The following is a 16,345-nucleotide window of genomic DNA, read 5'->3' as shown; positions in this document are numbered from 1 at the left end:
GTCAGCGGTTCTTCTTGCGGGACTGACGCTGGGCCTTGGCCTTGCGGCGCGCGGCCTCCTTGGCCTTGCTCTGGCGCGCCTGCTCGTTCGGGTCGAGCTCCTCGTCCTCGTCGACGACCGACTCCTCCACCGCGATGGCCGAGCCGTCCTCCGACGGGGCGGAGTACGACAGCTGCTTGGGCGTGCTGTCCGCCTCGAGGCCCTTCGCGTGGATGTGCGGCGCCTCGCCGTCCTCGCCGCCCTCCTCGACCTCGATCTCGACGTTGAGGTTGAACAGGTAGCCGACCGACTCCTCGGAGATGCCCTCCATCATCGCGTTGAACAGGTCGTAGCCCTCGCGCTGGTACTCGACCAGCGGGTCGCGCTGGCTGTACGCACGCAGGCCGATGCCCTCGCGGAGGTAGTCCATCTCGTAGAGGTGCTCGCGCCACTTGCGGTCGAGCACGCTCAGCACGACGCGGCGCTCGAGCTCGCGGGCGACCTCGTCGCCCAGCTCGGCCTCGCGCTTGTCGTAGGCCGCCAGCGCGTCCTCGACGATCTGCGTGCGCAGCGTGGGGCCGTCCAGGCGCTCCTGGCCGCCGGCCTCCTCGACGAGCTGCTCGTGATCGAGCGAGATCGGGTAGAGGGTGCGCAGGGCGGTCCAGAGCTTGTCGAGCTCCCACGCGGTCGGGTAGCCCTCGGTGGCCGCGGTGACGTAGGCGCCGGTGACGTCCTCGATCATCTGGCGCACGCGCGGCTCGAGGTCCTCGCCCTCGAGCACCCGGCGGCGCTGGGCGTAGACGACCTCGCGCTGGGCACTCATGACGTCGTCGTACTTGAGGATGTTCTTGCGGGTCTCGAAGTTCTGCGCCTCGACCAGGCCCTGGGCCGACGCGATCGACTTGGTGACGCGCTTGTTCTCGATCGGCACGTCGTCCGGGATCTTCATCGTCTGCAGGATCCAGTTGACCCACTCGCCCTTGAACAGGCGCATGAGGTCGTCCTCGAGCGACAGGTAGAACCGGGTGCTGCCCGGGTCGCCCTGACGGCCGGAGCGGCCACGCAGCTGGTTGTCGATGCGGCGCGACTCATGGCGCTCGGTGCCGATGACGGCCAGGCCGCCGGCGGCGACGACCTCGTCCTTCTCGGCCGCGACCTGCTTCTCGATGCGCTCGAGCGCCTCGGGCCAGGCGGCGTCGTACTCCTCCGGGGTCTCGACCGGGTCGAGGCCCTTGCTGCGCAGCTCGGCGTCGGCGAGGAACTCGACGCTGCCGCCGAGCATGATGTCGGTGCCGCGGCCGGCCATGTTGGTGGCGACGGTGACGGCGCCCTTGTGACCGGCGCGGGCGACGATCGCGGCCTCACGGTCGTGGTGCTTCGCGTTCAGCACCTCGTGGGCGATGCCCTGCTTCTTCAGCTGCTTGCTGAGGCGCTCGGACTTGGCGACGCTCGTGGTGCCGATCAGCACCGGCTGGCCCTTGGCGTGACGCGCGGCGATGTCGTCGACGACGGCGTTGAACTTGGCGTCCTCGGTGCGGTAGACGAGGTCGGGCAGGTCGTCGCGCTGGATCGGCTTGTTGGTACGGATCGGGACGACGCCGAGCTTGTAGATCTTGTCGAACTCGGCGGCCTCGGTCATCGCGGTGCCGGTCATGCCCGAGAGCGTGCTGTAGAGGCGGAAGTAGTTCTGCAGCGTGATCGTGGCCAGGGTCTGGTACTCCTCGCGGATGCGGACGCCCTCCTTCGCCTCGATCGCCTGGTGCAGGCCCTCGTTGTAGCGGCGACCCTCGAGCAGGCGGCCGGTGTGCTCGTCGACGATCAGGACCTCGCCGTCGATGACGACGTAGTCCTTGTCCCGCTTGAACAGCTCCTTGGCCTTGACGGCGTTGTTGAGGAAGCCGATGAGCGGCGTGTTGACCGCGTCGTAGAGGTTCGCGATGCCGAGCTGGTCCTCGACGACGTCGATGGCCTTCTCGGTGACGGCGACGGTGCGCTTCTTCTCGTCGACCTCGTAGTGCTCGTCGATGCGCATGGCGCCGACCATGCGGGCGAACTCGCCGTACCACTTGACCTCGTCCTCGGTGGGGCCCGAGATGATCAGCGGCGTGCGGGCCTCGTCGATGAGGATCGAGTCGACCTCGTCCACGATCGCGAAGTTGTGGCCGCGCTGGACGCACTCGTCGAGCGAGTCGGCCATGTTGTCGCGCAGGTAGTCGAAGCCGAACTCGTTGTTGGTGCCGTAGGTGATGTCGCAGGCGTAGGCCTCGCGGCGCTGCGCGGGGGTCTGGCCGGCGACGACGACGCCGACGGTGAGACCCAGGAAGTGGTGGACGCGGCCCATCATCTCGGACTGGTACTTCGCCAGGTAGTCGTTGACCGTGACGACGTGGACACCCTTCTCCGACAGCGCGTTCAGGTAGGACGGCAGGGTGGCGACGAGGGTCTTGCCCTCACCGGTCTTCATCTCGGCGATGTTGCCCAGGTGCAGGGCGGCGCCACCGAGGATCTGGACGTCGAAGTGCCGCTGGCCGAGCACGCGAGTGGCCGCCTCGCGGACGGTGGCGAAGGCCTCGGGCAGCAGGTCGTCGAGGGACTCGCCGCCCCCGAGGCGCTCCTTGAACTCGTCGGTCATGGCGCGCAGCTCGGCGTCGCTCATGGCGGAGAACTCGTCGCTCAGGGCGTTGACCTGGTCGGCGATGCGGTCGAGGCGCTTGAGGATCTTGCCCTCGCCGGCCCGCAGGATACTGTCGATGATCTTCGGCACCCGAACATCCTAGTGCGGGGTGGCACACTCCGTCGCCAGCCTGCGGGCCAGATCACCACGATCTCCCACCTCGACCCCGTCGAGGCCGAGCCAGCCCGCCATCCGGTGCAGCTCGCGGGCGAGCTCGGCGGCGGTGGAGGCGGGTGCGTCGGGCTCGGCGAAGGCCCCCGGGACGAGCAGCCGGCCGCGCGCCCGGTCGGCCTTGAGGTCGACCCGCGCCACGAGCCGGTCGCCCAGGAGGAAGGGCAGCACGTAGTAGCCGTGCACGCGCTTCGGGGCCGGGACGTAGATCTCGATCCGGTAGCGGAAGCCGAAGAGGTGCTCGGTGCGCGTGCGCTCGAACACGAGCGGGTCGAAGGGGCTCAGCAGCGTCCGCGCGTCCACGCGGCGCGGCCGGGTGGCCTCGGCGTGCAGGAACGCCGGGCGCTTCCAGCCGTCGATCGTGACCGGCTCGAGCGTCCCGTCGGCGACCAGCGTCTGGACCGCCTGCGCGGTCGGCTCGGGCGCGAGACGGAAGTAGTCGCGCAGGCACTGCACCGTGGCGACGCCGAGCGCGCGGGACGCGTGCCCCACGAGCGTCAGGTACGCCTCCTCGTCGGAGGGCTCGGGCATCGCCATCACGCGGGCCGGCAGCACGCGCTCGGGCAGGTCGTACTCGCGCTCGAACGCCGCGTTGCGCCGAGCGGCCGACACGCGGCCGACGAAGAACAGGTACTCCAGCGCCTGCTTGGTCTGCGACCAGTTCCAGCCCCAGTGCGTGCGGTCGCGCTCCTGCGACCCCAGCCGGGCCTCGAGCTCGCGCGCCGTGATCGGCCCCCACCGTGCCACGGCGGCCTCGACCTCATCGATGAGCGCGGGGTTCTCCGCGGCGGTCCGGGCCATCGCACCCCACATGCCGCGACCCGAGCGCATCTTGTGGCTCATCGCGGGCCACAGGTCGACGTCGACGAGCGCGGCCTCGTGCGCCCAGTACTCGAACAGCAGCCGCGGGGCGCGGCCCGCGGCGCGGTGCAGCAGGTCGGTGTCGTAGGGCCCGAGCCGCGAGTACAGGGGCAGGTAGTGCGCCCGCTGCAGCACGTTCACCGAGTCGATCTGGAAGAACCCGAGCCGCCGGGCGACGCGCGCCACGTGCTCACGCCGCACCTCGGCGGGCGCGGGTCTCGTGAACCCCTGGGCCGCCAGCGCGATGCGCCGGGCCTGCAGCGCCGAGAGGCGCGGGGTCACAGGACGTCGTCGATGAGCTTGCTGCGGACGGCGTACATGGCCGCCTCCATCCGCGACTTCATCTGGAGCTTCTCCAGGATGTTGCGGATGTGGTTCTTCACCGTGTTCTCGCTGATGAACAGCTCGCCGGCGATGTCGCGGTTGCTCTTGCCGTGGGCGACCAGGCGCAGCACCTGCAGCTCGCGGGCGGTCAGGCTGGTGGCCGGGGCCGGCCCCTTGGCCATGTGCACGAACTCGTCGAGCAGCTTGGTGGCCATGCTGGGGCTGATCAGGGACTGCCCCGCCGCGACCAGCTTGACCGCCTCGGCGACCTGGTCGTAGGTGGAGCCGTCCTTGAGCAGGTAGCCCGCGGCGCCGGCCTTGATCGACTCGTAGAGGTCGGCCTCGTCGTCGCTCGCGGTCAGCATGATGATGCCGGTCGTGGGCGCGGTCTCCTTGATCGCGCCGCAGATCTCGACGCCGCTGCGTCCCGGCATGCGGACGTCGAGCAGGACGACGTCGAACGGCTCCTCCGCGATGCGCTCCAGCGCGGCGTCGCCGTCGTCGACGTCCTCGATCTCGAACCCGCCGTCGGCACCCAGGACCATCGTCACGCCCCTGCGGAAGAGCTCCTGGTCGTCGACCAGCAGCACCCGGATGGCGTCGGCGTTCGTAGTCACGGCACGATCATGCCACGTTCGAGGCGATTCACCCCTCGACCGACAAGCGGATCACGCCGTAGTCGTACCCCTTGCGGCGGTAGACCACGCTCGGCTTCATCGAGTCCTTCTCCACGAAGAGGAAGAAGTCGTGGCCCACGAGCTCCATCTCGTAGAGCGCCTGGTCCAGGGTCATGGCCGGCGAGGTGTGGTCCTTCTCGCGCACGACGAGCGGGCCGTCGCCCTGCACCTCGAGCGTCGCGACCTGGCGCACGTGGGGCTCTCCGGAGTCCTCGTCGGGCGATCCGGCCAGCCGCAGGTCGGCGGTGGCCTCCTCGATCGACGCCGGCGCGTGCTTGTCGCGGTGGCGGATCTGGCGCTCGCCCATCTTGCGCAGGCGCTTCTCCAGCTTGTCGACGGCGGCGTCGAGGGCGGAGTGCTGGTCGGTCGAGTTGGCCTCGACGCGGACGACGGGGCCCCGCGAGCGGAGCGTCATCTCGACCCGCGCGGCCTTGTCGTGCTGGCGCGGGTTCTTCTCGTGGGTCACCTCGACCTCGACGCGGTTGATGCGCTGACGACCGTCGAACTTCTCGATGCGCTGGAGCTTCTCGGTGACGTGGGAGCGGAACCGCTCCGAGATCTCACTGTTGCGTCCGGTGACCACGATTTCCATGTCCGTCTCCTTCTCCAGTCCCGAGGTTTCGAGCTTCTGGCTCACCTCGACCGTAGCCCGTCCACGGGGTGACCCGCCACCGCTGGACCGCCCTGCTCGGCGACCACGAGAGCTGCCGCGCCGAGCACCTCGACATCGCCCCGGGACGCCAGGGCGCGGACCGCCTCGCGCACCGTGGAGCCGGTCGTGACGATGTCATCCACGACGACCACGGGGCCGGTCGGGAGCGCCGTCGCGCGCATGCTCCGGGCCAGGTTGAGGGCGCGCTCCTCGCGTCCCAGCGCGTGCTGGTCGGCGGTCTGGCGCACGAGCCGCAGGCACCGCCGGGCCGAGCCGTGCAGCCCGATCCCCGTCAGGTCGCGGGCCGCCGCGACGGCCAGGTCGGCCACGAGGTCGCGCCCTCGCTCGCGGCGTGAGCGCCGGGTCGACGGCACCGGCACGAGTGTGACCGCCTCGGCGTCGCCCACGAGCGTCAGCACGGCGGCGGCGAGGTGGTGGGCCAGGAGCGGGTCGAGGCCCGAGGCGGCGCGGAGCTTCCAGGCCAGCACGGCATCGCGGCGCGGTCCCGCGTGGACGCCCGCGGCGACCACCTCGAGGTCACCGGCGGCGACGTGGACGGGCTCGGGCGGCAGGCTCGCGGCGCACCGGCGGCAGACGCGTCCTCCGGGCGCCTCGCACAGCGGACAGCACGCCCCGAGCACGAGGTCGGCCGCCCCCTGCCACCACCGGTCCATCGAGCCAGTGTGGGCGCGCCGGGGCGCGGTCACCAGCGCCCGGACACGGCCTGTGGATCGTCAGGCGATGCCGCGGGCGGCGGGCAGGTCCAGCTGCACCCACCGCGTGCGGTCGAGCACCCAGACGCCGCCCTCGGTGTCCAGCAGGTAGAGGTCGGACCGAGCGGCCGGGGTCGCGACGAGGGCGACCGGGTCGATGCCGGGCAGCAGCTGCCCTCCCCCGGGCCAGGCGTCCACGGCGCCCGTGCCGTCGATGCGCACCGAGCGGACCTGCGTGCCCCGCGGCCCGAGGTGCGCGACGCGCGTGCCGTCGACCCAGGCGACCTCGCGGGCGGCGGCCTGCGTGGGCAGCTGCTCCGGCTCGGTCAGACCGACCACGCGGCCCTCGCGCCGCTCCACCCCGCCGAGCAGCAGACGCCCGCCCGACGTGGCCGCGTAGCGCGCTCCGTCGGGCGAGATCGCGAAGGACGAGAGGACCGGGAGGCCGGGGCTCGGGACGAGCGTCAGGGACTCGCCGTCGTGCACGCGGACGCGCGCCCGACCGTCCTGGCGGTCGACGAGCCAGCCCATCGAGTCGATGTCGACCGCGGGGCGCACGAAGCGGTCGCCCGTGAGGTCGAGCGGCCGCCCGCCCCGGGCGGTGGTGACGCGGGCGCGATCGGTCCAGACGCCGACCGCCAGCTCCTCGCCGACGGCCACGGCCGTGGCTCCGCCGTCGGTGCGGCCCCACGCGCCCGGCACCGGCTGCTGCGCCCGCGGGCCGACCTGGTGGACGATGTCGCCCGCCGTCACGTGCACCCATCGCCGCGACTTGTCGGGGCCGTACGAGGCCCAGCCACGGGCGTCCTGCACGAGGTCGCCGGTGGGCGCGACGACCGTGCCGTCGCCGGTGATCTGGACGTCCGTGACCACCGGGACCTGCCGCAGCGTCCACGCGACCTGGGCCGAGAGACGCTTCTGCGTCGAGGTGGAGAGGTCGCCGACCCGCCGGGCGAAGTCGACCTGCGCCACTCCGCCGACGACCGGCACCGAGGCCCGCAGCTCGCCCTCGGGCGGGACGGCGGTGGTGAGTCCCGGAGGTTCGGGTGGCGGACCGAGCGCGAGGCTGGTCATGAGCGAGGTCGCGAGCTGGTCGCCGACGACCTCGTGGACCGGCACGGGCACCAGGTGACGGCCCGACGCGTCGAGGAAGAACAGGTCGAAGGCGCGCACGTAGTCCTCGAACCAGTCCCGGCTGACGAGCACGCCGTCGGGCGGGTTCGCGATGCGCCACTGCCCGTCGATCCGCTCGAGCGCGAACCGCAGCCGCTCGGTGCCCTCGGCGGGCGTCAGGGAGCCCTGCTCGTCGAGGCGCACCTCGGTGCCGAGCTCGACCCGGGTGGACCCGACCGACGCGGAGAACGCCTCGACGGAGGAGTAGACGGTGGTGCTGGCGCCCGGACGCCAGCGCTGGGCGGCGGTGGGCGTGAGGTACTCCGCGGCGACGCGGTGCGTGACCGGGTAGGCCAGCATCGCGTCGAGGAAGCCGCGCACGACCTGCGTCTCGGTCATGCCCGGGATCGGCCCCGACGGCGTGTACCGGACCGTGCTCTCGCCGAGACCGACCTCGTCCTCGACGCGCTCGACCGGACCCGACGTGGGGATGCCGGCGCACCCCGTCAGCACGGCGACGGCGAGGGCGAGCACGAGGCCCACGGAGCGGCGCGTCATGCGTACACCGACTTCGTGACGGGCGACCACACGCGCTCCCCCGCCTCGCGCGGGAGCGTCAGGATGAACTCGGTGCCCTCGCCCTTGCGCGACCAGACCTCGAGGGTCCCGCCGTGCAGCGCGGCGTCCTCGCGCGCGATCGCCAGTCCGAGTCCCGTGCCACCCTGCGAGCGGGCCGGATCGCCCCGCCAGAACCGGTCGAAGACGCGGCGCACCTCCTCGGTGTCCATGCCCACGCCGTGATCGCGCACCGCGAGCGAGACACGGTCCGGGGCCTGCGACACGACGACCTCGACCCGCTGGGACCGGCTGTACCGGGCGGCGTTGACGATGAGGTTGCGCACCATGCGGTCGACGCGGCGGATGTCGGCGTCGACGATCGCCGGCACGGCGACCCCGAGGGCGCGCCCCTCGATCCCGGCGCGGGTCAGCGCCTCGTCGGCGGCGGCCGCCCGGGCCACGGCGGTGAGGTCGACGGGGTCGAGCTCGAGCGTGGCCGCACCGGCGTCGAAGCGGCTGAGGTCGAGCAGGTCCGACAGCAGCGCCTCGAAGCGGCCGACCTCGGTGTGCAGCAGCTCGGCCGCCCGGGCGGTCTGCGGGTCGAACGTCGGGCGCGCCTCGTAGAGCACCTGACCGGCCATCTGCACGGTGGTGAGCGGGGTGCGCAGCTCGTGCGAGACGTCGGAGACGAAGCGCTGCTGGAGGCGCGAGAGGTTCTCCAGCCGGCGGATCTGGCTCTGCAGGCTCTCGGCCATCTGGTTGAACGAGGTGCTCAGTCGGGCGATGTCGTCCTCGCCCTTGACGTGCATGCGCTGCTCGAGGTTGCCGGCGGCAAAGCGCTCGGCGATGCGGCGGGCCAGACGCACCGGTTCGACCACCTGGCGCGCGACGAGGAACGACACGAGCGTGACCATCACCAGCAGCACGCCCGCGCCGGCGAGCAGCGCCGTCCGCACGAGGTCGAGCGTCTCCTGCTGGTCGGCCATCGAGAAGACGTAGTAGAGCGCGTACTGGTCGTTGGAGCCCGGCGCCGTGACGCGCCCTCCCACGGTGACTACCGGGACGTCGTCGCCCGCGCCGAAGGGCGAGAGCTCGGAGAAGGTCCAGAAGGTGCCCTGGTCGGAGCCGACGCGCTCCGCGAGCGAGGACGGCACCTCGTCGATGCCGACGCTGCCCGAGGCCCGCACGGGGGCGTCGCCGCCCTCGGCCAGCGGGCCCTGCAGGACGAGCTCGTAGGCCCGGTTCTCCCCGCGGGTGGCGGCGAGGGAGTCGACCAGCTGGGTCAGCGCCGGCGACTGGCGGGCGGGCTCGCTGTCGACCGCCGCGTCGAGCTGGGACTGCGCCTGCTCGAGTCCCGCGCGCGCCTCCGCGATGGCCGCGTCGCGCCGGTTGTCGGCCAGGCCGCCGGCGACGTCACGCAGCAGCGCCCAGCCGACGATCATGATGACCGCCGTGCTCAGCAGCAGGGTGTTGATGACGACTCGCGTGCGCAGCGAACGGCGCCACAGCCCGACGAGTCGGCCCATCAGTGCGACGCCGGCTCGATGGCCTGGTAGCCGACGCCCCGGACCGTGCGGATGACGCTCGGGTTCTCGGCGTCGTCCTCGATCTTCTGGCGCAGCCGGGTCATGTGGACGTTCACCAGCTTGGTGTCACCCGGATGGTGGTAGCCCCACACCTTCTGCAGCAGTGCCTCACGGCTGAAGACCTGCTCGGGCGCGGAGATCAGGCACGCCAGCAGATCGAACTCCAGCGGGGTCAGCGACACGGGCCGGCCGTCGCGCGTGACCGTGTGCGCCTGGGGATCGAGCACGATGCCGCCGAACTCGATCCGCGCGCCGAGCGGGTCGCTGCGGCGCAGCCGCGCGCGGATGCGGGCGATCAGCTCGCTGTTGCGGAACGGCTTGGTGATGTAATCGTCGGCGCCGACGCCGAGCCCCTCGACGATGTCGCGGGTGTCGCCCTTGGCGGTGAGCATGACGATCGGGACGCCCGAGAGCTCCCGGATCTGGCGGCACACCTCCATGCCGTCCAGTCCCGGGAGCATCCGGTCGAGCAGGACCACGTCGGGCTTGAAGGCCTCGAAGGCCTCCATCACGCCGTCACCGGTGCGACACACCGAGGTCCGGAAGCCCTCGCCCTCGAGGACGATCGTGAGCATCTCCGCCAACGACGCGTCGTCGTCGACGACGAGCACCCGATCGTTCTTGGGGCGACGTTGCGACATGCTCAGTAGCGGTAGTGGTCCGACTTGTACGGACCGGCCACGTCGACGCCCAGGTACTCGGCCTGCGCCTTCGACAGCTCAGTGAGCTCGACGCCGAGGGCGTCCAGGTGCAGCCGGGCGACCTCCTCGTCGAGGTGCTTGGGCAGCACGTGAACGCCCAGCTCGTACTGGTCGGCCTTGCTGAACAGCTCGATCTGCGCGAGGACCTGGTTCGTGAAGGAGTTCGACATCACGAACGACGGGTGGCCGGTGGCGTTGCCCAGGTTGAGCAGGCGGCCCTCGGACAGCACGATGATCTTCTTGCCGTCGGGGAAGATCCACTGGTGGACCTGGGGCTTGATCTCGTCCTTGACGATGCCGGGGACCTTGGCCAGGCCGGCCATGTCGATCTCGTTGTCGAAGTGGCCGATGTTGCCGACGATCGCCTGGTGCTTCATCTTCTCGAAGTGCTCGACGCGGATGATGTCGAAGTTGCCCGTCGTGGTGACGAAGATGTCGGCGATCTCGACGACCGACTCGAGGCGCTTGACCTCGTAGCCGTCCATCGCGGCCTGCAGCGCGCAGATCGGGTCGATCTCGGTGACGATGACGCGGGCGCCCTGGCCGCGCAGGGACTCGGCCGAGCCCTTGCCCACGTCGCCGTAGCCGCACACGACCGCGACCTTGCCGCCGATCATGACGTCGGTGGCGCGGTTGATGCCGTCGATCAGCGAGTGGCGGCAGCCGTACTTGTTGTCGAACTTGCTCTTGGTGACCGAGTCGTTGACGTTGATCGCCGGGAAGAGCAGCGTGCCCTCGCGGAAGCGCTCGTAGAGGCGCAGGACGCCGGTGGTGGTCTCCTCCGAGACGCCCTTGATGTCCTTCGCGATGGTGGTCCAGTACTGCGGCTTGGTCTCCAGCGAGCGGGCCAGGACGCGCAGCACCTCCTTGAACTCCTCGTTGTCGGTGGAGTCCTGCGGCGGGACGGCGCCGGCCTTCTCGTACTCCACGCCCAGGTGCAGCAGCATCGTGATGTCGCCGCCGTCGTCGAGCAGGACGTTCGGTCCGCACTCCGCACCCTGCTCATCAGTGAAGGCGAAGACCTTCTCGGCCTCGTCCCAGTACTCGGCGAGGGTCTCGCCCTTCCACGCGAAGACCGGCGTGCCGGCCGGCGCGTCGACGGTGCCGTTCGGGCCGACGACGACCGCGGCGGCGGCGTGGTCCTGGGTGGAGAAGATGTTGCAGGTGGCCCAGCGGACGTCGGCGCCGAGCGCGGTGAGGGTCTCGATCAGGACCGCGGTCTGCACCGTCATGTGCAGCGAGCCGGCGATGCGGGCGCCCGACAGCGGCTTGGTGTCGCCGTAGCGCTCGCGCATGGCCATGAGGCCCGGCATCTCATGCTCGGCGAGCTCGATCTCCTTGCGGCCGAACTCGGCGAGGGACAGGTCCTTGACGCGATAATCCATACCCACCAGCGTACCGGCGAGTACCGAGCCCCAACGAATCGACGCGACACTCATCTGACGCCCGGCGGCAGCGCCGGAGGGAAGCGCAGGAACGGGCGCAGGTGCCACATCCGGTCGAGCAGCGCGTAGGTGCGGTCGGGCCCTGCGGGCTTGGCCCGTCCGGTCATGACCGCGTCGTGCAGGAACGCCGCCTCGGTGGCGAGTCGCTGGTAGCGCTCGACGGCCTCGGCGTGCAGGGGTCCGTACTGCGTGGCGAACGTGCGGGCCTGGCGACGGCGGGCGAAGCGGACCAGCCACGGCACCTCGGCGGGATGGATCCAGCCGCGTCGCGCCATGTCGCCGAGTGCCCGGGCCAGGACGTCGAGCTGGCGCATCCGCAGGACGACGGCGGTGATGCCCAGACCCAGCAGCAGGCAGGCCAGCACGACGTACGCCAGCAGGAAGCCGACGCCCCCTCCGACGACGATCGAGCCGTTCCACAGCGCGTGCAGCGCGACGCTGGCCAGGTAGCCGAGCGCGAGCAGACCCCAGCGCTGGGCGCGCGAGGACCGGTGCACCGCGAGTCCCATCGCGATCCCGATCGCCGAGGCGAACAGCGGGTGGGCGAACGGGCTGAACAGGCCGCGGACGACGAACGTGGCGGTGGCCATCTCGGTGCCGGAGTACGGGACCTCGTCGAAGCCGAGGTAGCTGGCCGCGTAGTAGCCGACGTTCTCCATCGCGGCGAAGCCCAGCGCGACGAGGCCCGAGACGATGAGGCCGTCGAGCACGCCGTCGATGATCCGGCGCAGCCGCACCAGGGTGAGCACGACGAACAGGCCCTTGGCGAGCTCCTCGGCCACCGGCGCGCCCAGCGCGATGAGCCAGTCCTCGCTCATCCCGAGGCGGGACATGCCGATCTCCATCGGCAGCGCGATCGCGACGGCGATCACGGCGCCCCACACGAACGCGGCGGCCTTGTAGCGGAACGGCTCGGGCTCGACCCGGTCGAGCCACCAGTACGCGGCGAGCGCGACCGGCAGCGGAATCAGCGCGTAGACCAGCGCCAGCGAGGCGCCGGCCACCGAGCCCGACGTGGAGGCGAAGAACACCGCTCCGCCCGCACCCACGACACCGGCGATCCAGACGGCGATCACGAGCAGCTTGCGACCACGCTGGCGCAGGGGGTCGTCCTCGGCGGGGAGGGCGGCCTGCACCTCGGTCGTCGTCACGGAGACAGCCTAGAGCGCCGTCACGACCGCGGCCGCCACCGATAGTGTGGCCGCAGGCGCCCGTAGCTCAGCTGGATAGAGCAAGAGCCTTCTAATCTCGAGGTCGCAGGTTCGAATCCTGCCGGGCGCGCCAGCTTCCACCGAAGGAGACCGCCATGAGCGACCTGTTCGAGCTCGACCAGACCCAGCGCCTGCGTCGCGAGGAGGCCGCCGCGCGGCTGCACGCCCTCGCCGACGCCCTCGCGCGCCACAACTCCGTGGAGTTCGAGAAGAACGGGCACCGCATCACGGTCGACGTGCCCGACGAGGTCGAGCTGACCGTCGAGGTCGAGATCGGCGAGGACAACGAGATCGAGGTCGAGCTGCGCTGGTGACTGAGGGCCGTCAGGACGCGAGCGCGTCCTCGACGGCCGAGCGCACGGTCGCCGGGTCCTCGAGCTTCGTGCCGTCGACGAAGACCGACGGCGTGCCGGTGACGCCACGCTCGCGGGCCTGCTCGCGCACCTCGTTGAGCCACGGCACGAACGTGCCGTCCTCGAGGCACGACTCGATGTCCGGCACGCCGACGTCGCGGGCGATCGCCGCGAGCGCCCGCTGCGTGGGCTCGGCGTCCCCGGTGGCGAAGCCGGCGGCGAACAGCGCCGGCTTCATCGCCCAGAAGGCCTCGGCGCCCTGACGGTCGGTGACGCAGAACGCCGCGTTCATGGCGTCGTGCGCCGGGCCGGTGTCGGCCGTGCCGTCGAGGATCGTCATCGGCACGAAGCGCAGCGCGATCTGGCCCTGCTCCGCGAGGTCGGTCAGGTAGGCACCGTGCTCGTCCTCGAAGTCGGCGCAGTGCGAGCAGAGGAAGTCCTCGTAGACCTCCACCACGGGCGCGCCGCGGGCCGGGGTGCCGGGGTGCTGCACCCCACCCTCGGTGAGCCCCCGCGGCTCGACCACCGGGCCGTCGGCCGCGTCGTCGCCGCCGAGCGAGGAGATCCCCCACGCCACGGCGGCGACCAGCACGAGCGCGCCCACCACGGCTGCGGTCGTGATCGTGAGGCGCTGGCGACGCGCGGCCCGCTCGCGCTCGACCCGCGCCTGCTCGGCACGAGCGGCACGGGCCTTGCGGTCGTTCGTCACGTCAGGACTTGGACGCCTCGGTGATCGCGGCCTGCAGCTCCTGCGGCGTGCGCGCCTCGGAGTTCTTGCCGTCGATGTGCACCGTGGGCGTGCCGGAGATGTCGCGCTCGTCGGTGAAGGTGTCCTTCACGTCGTCGATCCACGGCACGAAGCGCTCGGTGCGGACGCAGTCGTCGATGCCCGTGACGCCGGCCTCCTCGGCCAGGTCGATCAGTGCGGCGTTCTCGGGACCGGCGCCACCCTCGGAGGGCTGGTTCGCGTACAGCGCGTTGTGGACCTTCCAGAAGGCCTCGGGGCCGTCCTGGTCGACGGCGCACATCGCCACGTTGGTGGCGCGGCGCGAGTAGTCGTTGGTGCTCTGGTTGTGCAGGAACGAGAACGGCATGAAGCGCAGGCGGATCGCGCCCGACGCGGCCTGGTCCTGCAGGAACTGGCCGCTCAGCTGCTCGAACGAGCCGCACGCGGGGCACAGGAAGTCCTCGAAGACCTCGACGAGCGGCGCGTCCGCGTTGTCGACGTCGCCACCGGTCGCCGGGAAGTCGACGCCGCTCTCGGTGAGGTTCTTCGGCTCGATGACCTCGGTGTTCTTCTCGTTGGAGTCGGAGAGGGACTTGATGCCCCAGCCGGCCGCGGCGATCAGCACGACCACGATCGCGACGATCGCGACGGTGATCTTGTTGCGCTGCTTGCGCTCGGCCTTCTCGCGCTCCTTGCGCATCTGCTCGGCGCGGGCGGCGCGGGCCTGGCGGTCGTTCGTCACGTGTGGCTCCTCAGACGTATACGCGGTACGGCCGGAAGCCTACCCGTCGCCGCCCACCTGTCGGCGTCGCGGACTAGGGTGGCGGGGTGAACGACAAGCTGGTGTGGATCGACTGCGAGATGACGGGTCTGTCGATCCAGGACGACGCCCTGGTCGAGATCGCGGCCCTGGTCACCGACTACGACCTCAACATCCTCGGCGACGGCGTCGACCTCATCATCAAGCCCCCGCAGGCGGCGCTCGACCAGATGAACGAGGTCGTCACGCAGATGCACACGACCTCGGGCCTGCTCGACGAGCTGCAGCACGGCATCACGGTGCGCGAGGCCGAGGAGCAGGTGCTCGAGTACGTGCGCCAGTACGCCAAGGAGCCGCGGAAGACCCCGCTCGCCGGCAACTCCATCGGCACCGATCGCGCCTTCCTGGCCCGCGACATGGTCGAGCTCGAGGACTGGCTGCACTACCGCGTCATCGACGTCTCCTCCATCAAGGAGCTGGCCCGCCACTGGTTCCCGCGCGCCTACTTCGCCGCCCCGGAGAAGGGCGGCGCCCACCGCGCGCTGGCCGACATCCGCGAGAGCATCGACGAGCTGCGCTACTACCGCCGCACGGTCTTCACGCCCGATCCGGGCATCGACAGCGAGTCGGCGCGCGCCATCGCCGCCGAGATCGCCGGGACCACCCCCTCGGAGTAGGTCCCGCGCGCGACGTCCGGTAGACTCGTCGCGCTGTGCCGCAAGGCGCACATGGTGGGTGTAGCTCAGTTGGTAGAGCACCGGCTTGTGGTGCCGGTGGCCGCGGGTTCAAGTCCCGTCATCCACCCCAGGAAACGGCCCGGAATCGAATGATTCCGGGCCGTTCTTCATGCGTCATGATGGGCTCATGGTCGAGATCAAGACGCAGCCGACCGACGCCGACGTCGAGGCCTTCCTCCACGCCGCCACTCCCGCGCGCCGCCGCGAGGACGGACTGCGGCTGGCCGAGCTCTTCCGCGAGGTCACCGACACCGATCCCGTCCTCTGGGGTCCGTCGATGGTCGGGTACGGCAGCTACCGCTACGTCTCCCCCGCCAACCCGCGCACGCGCGGGAACTGGCCCAAGGTCGCGTTCTCCCCGCGCAAGGCCTCGCTGTCGCTCTACGGGCTGAAGGACCGCCCCGAGGGCGCCGCACTGCTGCCCTCCCTGGGCACCTACACCGAGGGCGCGGGCTGCGTCTACGTCAAGAGGCTCGACGACGTCGACCTCGACGTGCTGCGCCGGCTCGTGGCGATCGCGTGGGCCCGCGAGGACGACCCCGAGCCCTGACCCTCAGACGATCTGCTCGCGGACCCAGTGGCCGAGCAGGCGCGCGCACGCGTCGACCACGGCGTTCCACTCGAGCGCCGAGTCGTCCGCGGCGTCGCTGACGATCTTCACGAGGCGGCACGGGACACCGGCGCGCTGGGCGGCGCGGGCCACGGCGAATCCCTCCATGTCGACGAGGTGAGCCCGCTCGGCCAGTCCCGCGCGGACGGCCGGGTCGGTGACGAACAGGTCACCCGTGGCGAGCACGGTCCCGTCGCCGTCCGGCAGGCCGATCTCGTCGACCGCGTCGTGCCCCAGGGCGCGGATCGCGTCGGCCGAGTAGTCGTGGTTGAGCACCGTGGACGGCAGGAAGAGCCCCGTGAGACCGGGCCGCAGGGCACCCCCGGTGCCCACGTTCAGCACGAGCTCGGGACGCAGCGCGGCGATCGCCTCGGTGGTCGCGGTGGCCGCCTCGACCTTGCCGATCCCCGTCAGCACCAGCGGCATCTCGGTCGGCAGGTGCGCGGCCTCGGCCTTCGTCGCCGAGACGACGAGGACCCTCTCGGGGCTCACT

Annotated in this window: 16 protein-coding genes and 2 tRNA genes; 5 read left to right on the top strand and 13 right to left on the bottom strand. The window is 71.2% G+C overall.

The annotated features are described in order from the left end of the window. Position 1 precedes the first annotated feature (1 nt). From secA to BJ975_RS03015, 10 genes are read right to left on the bottom strand one after another with little or no spacing between them, the layout of a single operon-like run. Positions 2-2,743: a preprotein translocase subunit SecA gene (secA, locus tag BJ975_RS03060; protein WP_179423522.1), complete on the bottom strand. Its 2,742-nt coding sequence runs from the start codon at positions 2,741-2,743 to the stop codon at positions 2-4. Between the two features lie 9 nt (positions 2,744-2,752). Then, positions 2,753-3,967, bottom strand: coding sequence for a winged helix-turn-helix domain-containing protein (locus BJ975_RS03055; protein WP_179423520.1), 1,215 nt, complete (start codon positions 3,965-3,967; stop codon positions 2,753-2,755). Continuing rightward, positions 3,964-4,626: a response regulator gene (locus BJ975_RS03050; RefSeq protein ID WP_231948952.1), complete on the bottom strand. Its 663-nt coding sequence runs from the start codon at positions 4,624-4,626 to the stop codon at positions 3,964-3,966. The genes BJ975_RS03055 and BJ975_RS03050 overlap by 4 nt, the downstream gene beginning before the upstream one ends. Positions 4,627-4,654: 28 nt before the next feature. Continuing rightward, a complete protein-coding gene (gene hpf / locus BJ975_RS03045) occupies positions 4,655-5,278 on the bottom strand; it encodes a ribosome hibernation-promoting factor, HPF/YfiA family (RefSeq protein WP_179423518.1) in 624 nt (207 codons plus the stop codon). A gap of 41 nt (positions 5,279-5,319) precedes the next feature. Next, positions 5,320-6,012, bottom strand: coding sequence for a ComF family protein (locus BJ975_RS03040; RefSeq protein ID WP_179423516.1), 693 nt, complete (start codon positions 6,010-6,012; stop codon positions 5,320-5,322). Between the two features lie 60 nt (positions 6,013-6,072). Beyond that, a complete protein-coding gene (locus tag BJ975_RS03035) occupies positions 6,073-7,722 on the bottom strand; it encodes a GerMN domain-containing protein (RefSeq protein WP_179423514.1) in 1,650 nt (549 codons plus the stop codon). Then, entirely contained in the window at positions 7,719-9,248 is a 1,530-nt protein-coding gene (gene mtrB / locus BJ975_RS03030; RefSeq protein ID WP_179423512.1) for an MtrAB system histidine kinase MtrB, read from the bottom strand. Before mtrB ends, BJ975_RS03035 begins: the two co-directional genes overlap by 4 nt. Further along, positions 9,248-9,949, bottom strand: a complete 702-nt coding sequence (gene mtrA / locus BJ975_RS03025; RefSeq protein ID WP_179423510.1) for an MtrAB system response regulator MtrA — start codon at positions 9,947-9,949, stop codon at positions 9,248-9,250. Before mtrA ends, mtrB begins: the two co-directional genes overlap by 1 nt. A gap of 2 nt (positions 9,950-9,951) precedes the next feature. Beyond that, positions 9,952-11,394, bottom strand: coding sequence for an adenosylhomocysteinase (ahcY, locus tag BJ975_RS03020; RefSeq protein ID WP_179423508.1), 1,443 nt, complete (start codon positions 11,392-11,394; stop codon positions 9,952-9,954). A 50-nt stretch (positions 11,395-11,444) separates the two neighbouring features. Then, positions 11,445-12,605, bottom strand: a complete 1,161-nt coding sequence (locus BJ975_RS03015) for a PrsW family intramembrane metalloprotease (RefSeq protein ID WP_179423506.1) — start codon at positions 12,603-12,605, stop codon at positions 11,445-11,447. A 56-nt stretch (positions 12,606-12,661) separates the two neighbouring features. On the opposite strand from BJ975_RS03015, the gene BJ975_RS03010 reads away from it, so the two are divergent. Together BJ975_RS03010 and BJ975_RS03005 are read left to right on the top strand one after the other, a co-directional pair. After that, positions 12,662-12,738: transfer RNA gene (locus BJ975_RS03010), tRNA-Arg, on the top strand. A gap of 22 nt (positions 12,739-12,760) precedes the next feature. After that, on the top strand, positions 12,761-12,979 hold the full coding sequence (locus tag BJ975_RS03005; RefSeq protein ID WP_179423504.1) for an amphi-Trp domain-containing protein: 219 nt from the start codon (positions 12,761-12,763) through the stop codon (positions 12,977-12,979). A 10-nt stretch (positions 12,980-12,989) separates the two neighbouring features. Here the strand turns inward: BJ975_RS03005 and BJ975_RS03000 are convergent, their stop codons facing one another. Together BJ975_RS03000 and BJ975_RS02995 are read right to left on the bottom strand one after the other, a co-directional pair. Further along, positions 12,990-13,727 (bottom strand): DsbA family protein, encoded by a 738-nt coding sequence (locus tag BJ975_RS03000; RefSeq protein ID WP_179423502.1) that lies wholly within the window; start codon positions 13,725-13,727, stop codon positions 12,990-12,992. Between the two features lies 1 nt (position 13,728). Continuing rightward, positions 13,729-14,487 carry a DsbA family protein gene (locus BJ975_RS02995; protein WP_179423500.1) on the bottom strand — a complete coding sequence of 253 codons (759 nt, stop codon included), beginning with the start codon at positions 14,485-14,487 and terminating at the stop codon, positions 13,729-13,731. An 86-nt stretch (positions 14,488-14,573) separates the two neighbouring features. On the opposite strand from BJ975_RS02995, the gene orn reads away from it, so the two are divergent. From orn to BJ975_RS02980, 3 genes are all read left to right on the top strand, one after another. Then, on the top strand, positions 14,574-15,182 hold the full coding sequence (gene orn, locus BJ975_RS02990) for an oligoribonuclease (RefSeq protein ID WP_179423498.1): 609 nt from the start codon (positions 14,574-14,576) through the stop codon (positions 15,180-15,182). Between the two features lie 54 nt (positions 15,183-15,236). Continuing rightward, a tRNA-His gene (locus BJ975_RS02985) sits at positions 15,237-15,312 on the top strand. A gap of 57 nt (positions 15,313-15,369) precedes the next feature. Beyond that, entirely contained in the window at positions 15,370-15,792 is a 423-nt protein-coding gene (locus BJ975_RS02980; RefSeq protein ID WP_179423496.1) for a DUF1801 domain-containing protein, read from the top strand. A 3-nt stretch (positions 15,793-15,795) separates the two neighbouring features. Here the strand turns inward: BJ975_RS02980 and BJ975_RS02975 are convergent, their stop codons facing one another. Continuing rightward, positions 15,796-16,344, bottom strand: a complete 549-nt coding sequence (locus BJ975_RS02975; protein WP_179423494.1) for a nucleosidase — start codon at positions 16,342-16,344, stop codon at positions 15,796-15,798. Position 16,345 lies beyond the last annotated feature (1 nt).

The sequence above is a fragment of the Aeromicrobium tamlense genome (assembly GCF_013408555.1).
In the GTDB taxonomy this organism is placed as follows: domain Bacteria; phylum Actinomycetota; class Actinomycetes; order Propionibacteriales; family Nocardioidaceae; genus Aeromicrobium; species Aeromicrobium tamlense.
This window is presented reverse-complemented; position numbering and strand designations above follow the sequence as displayed.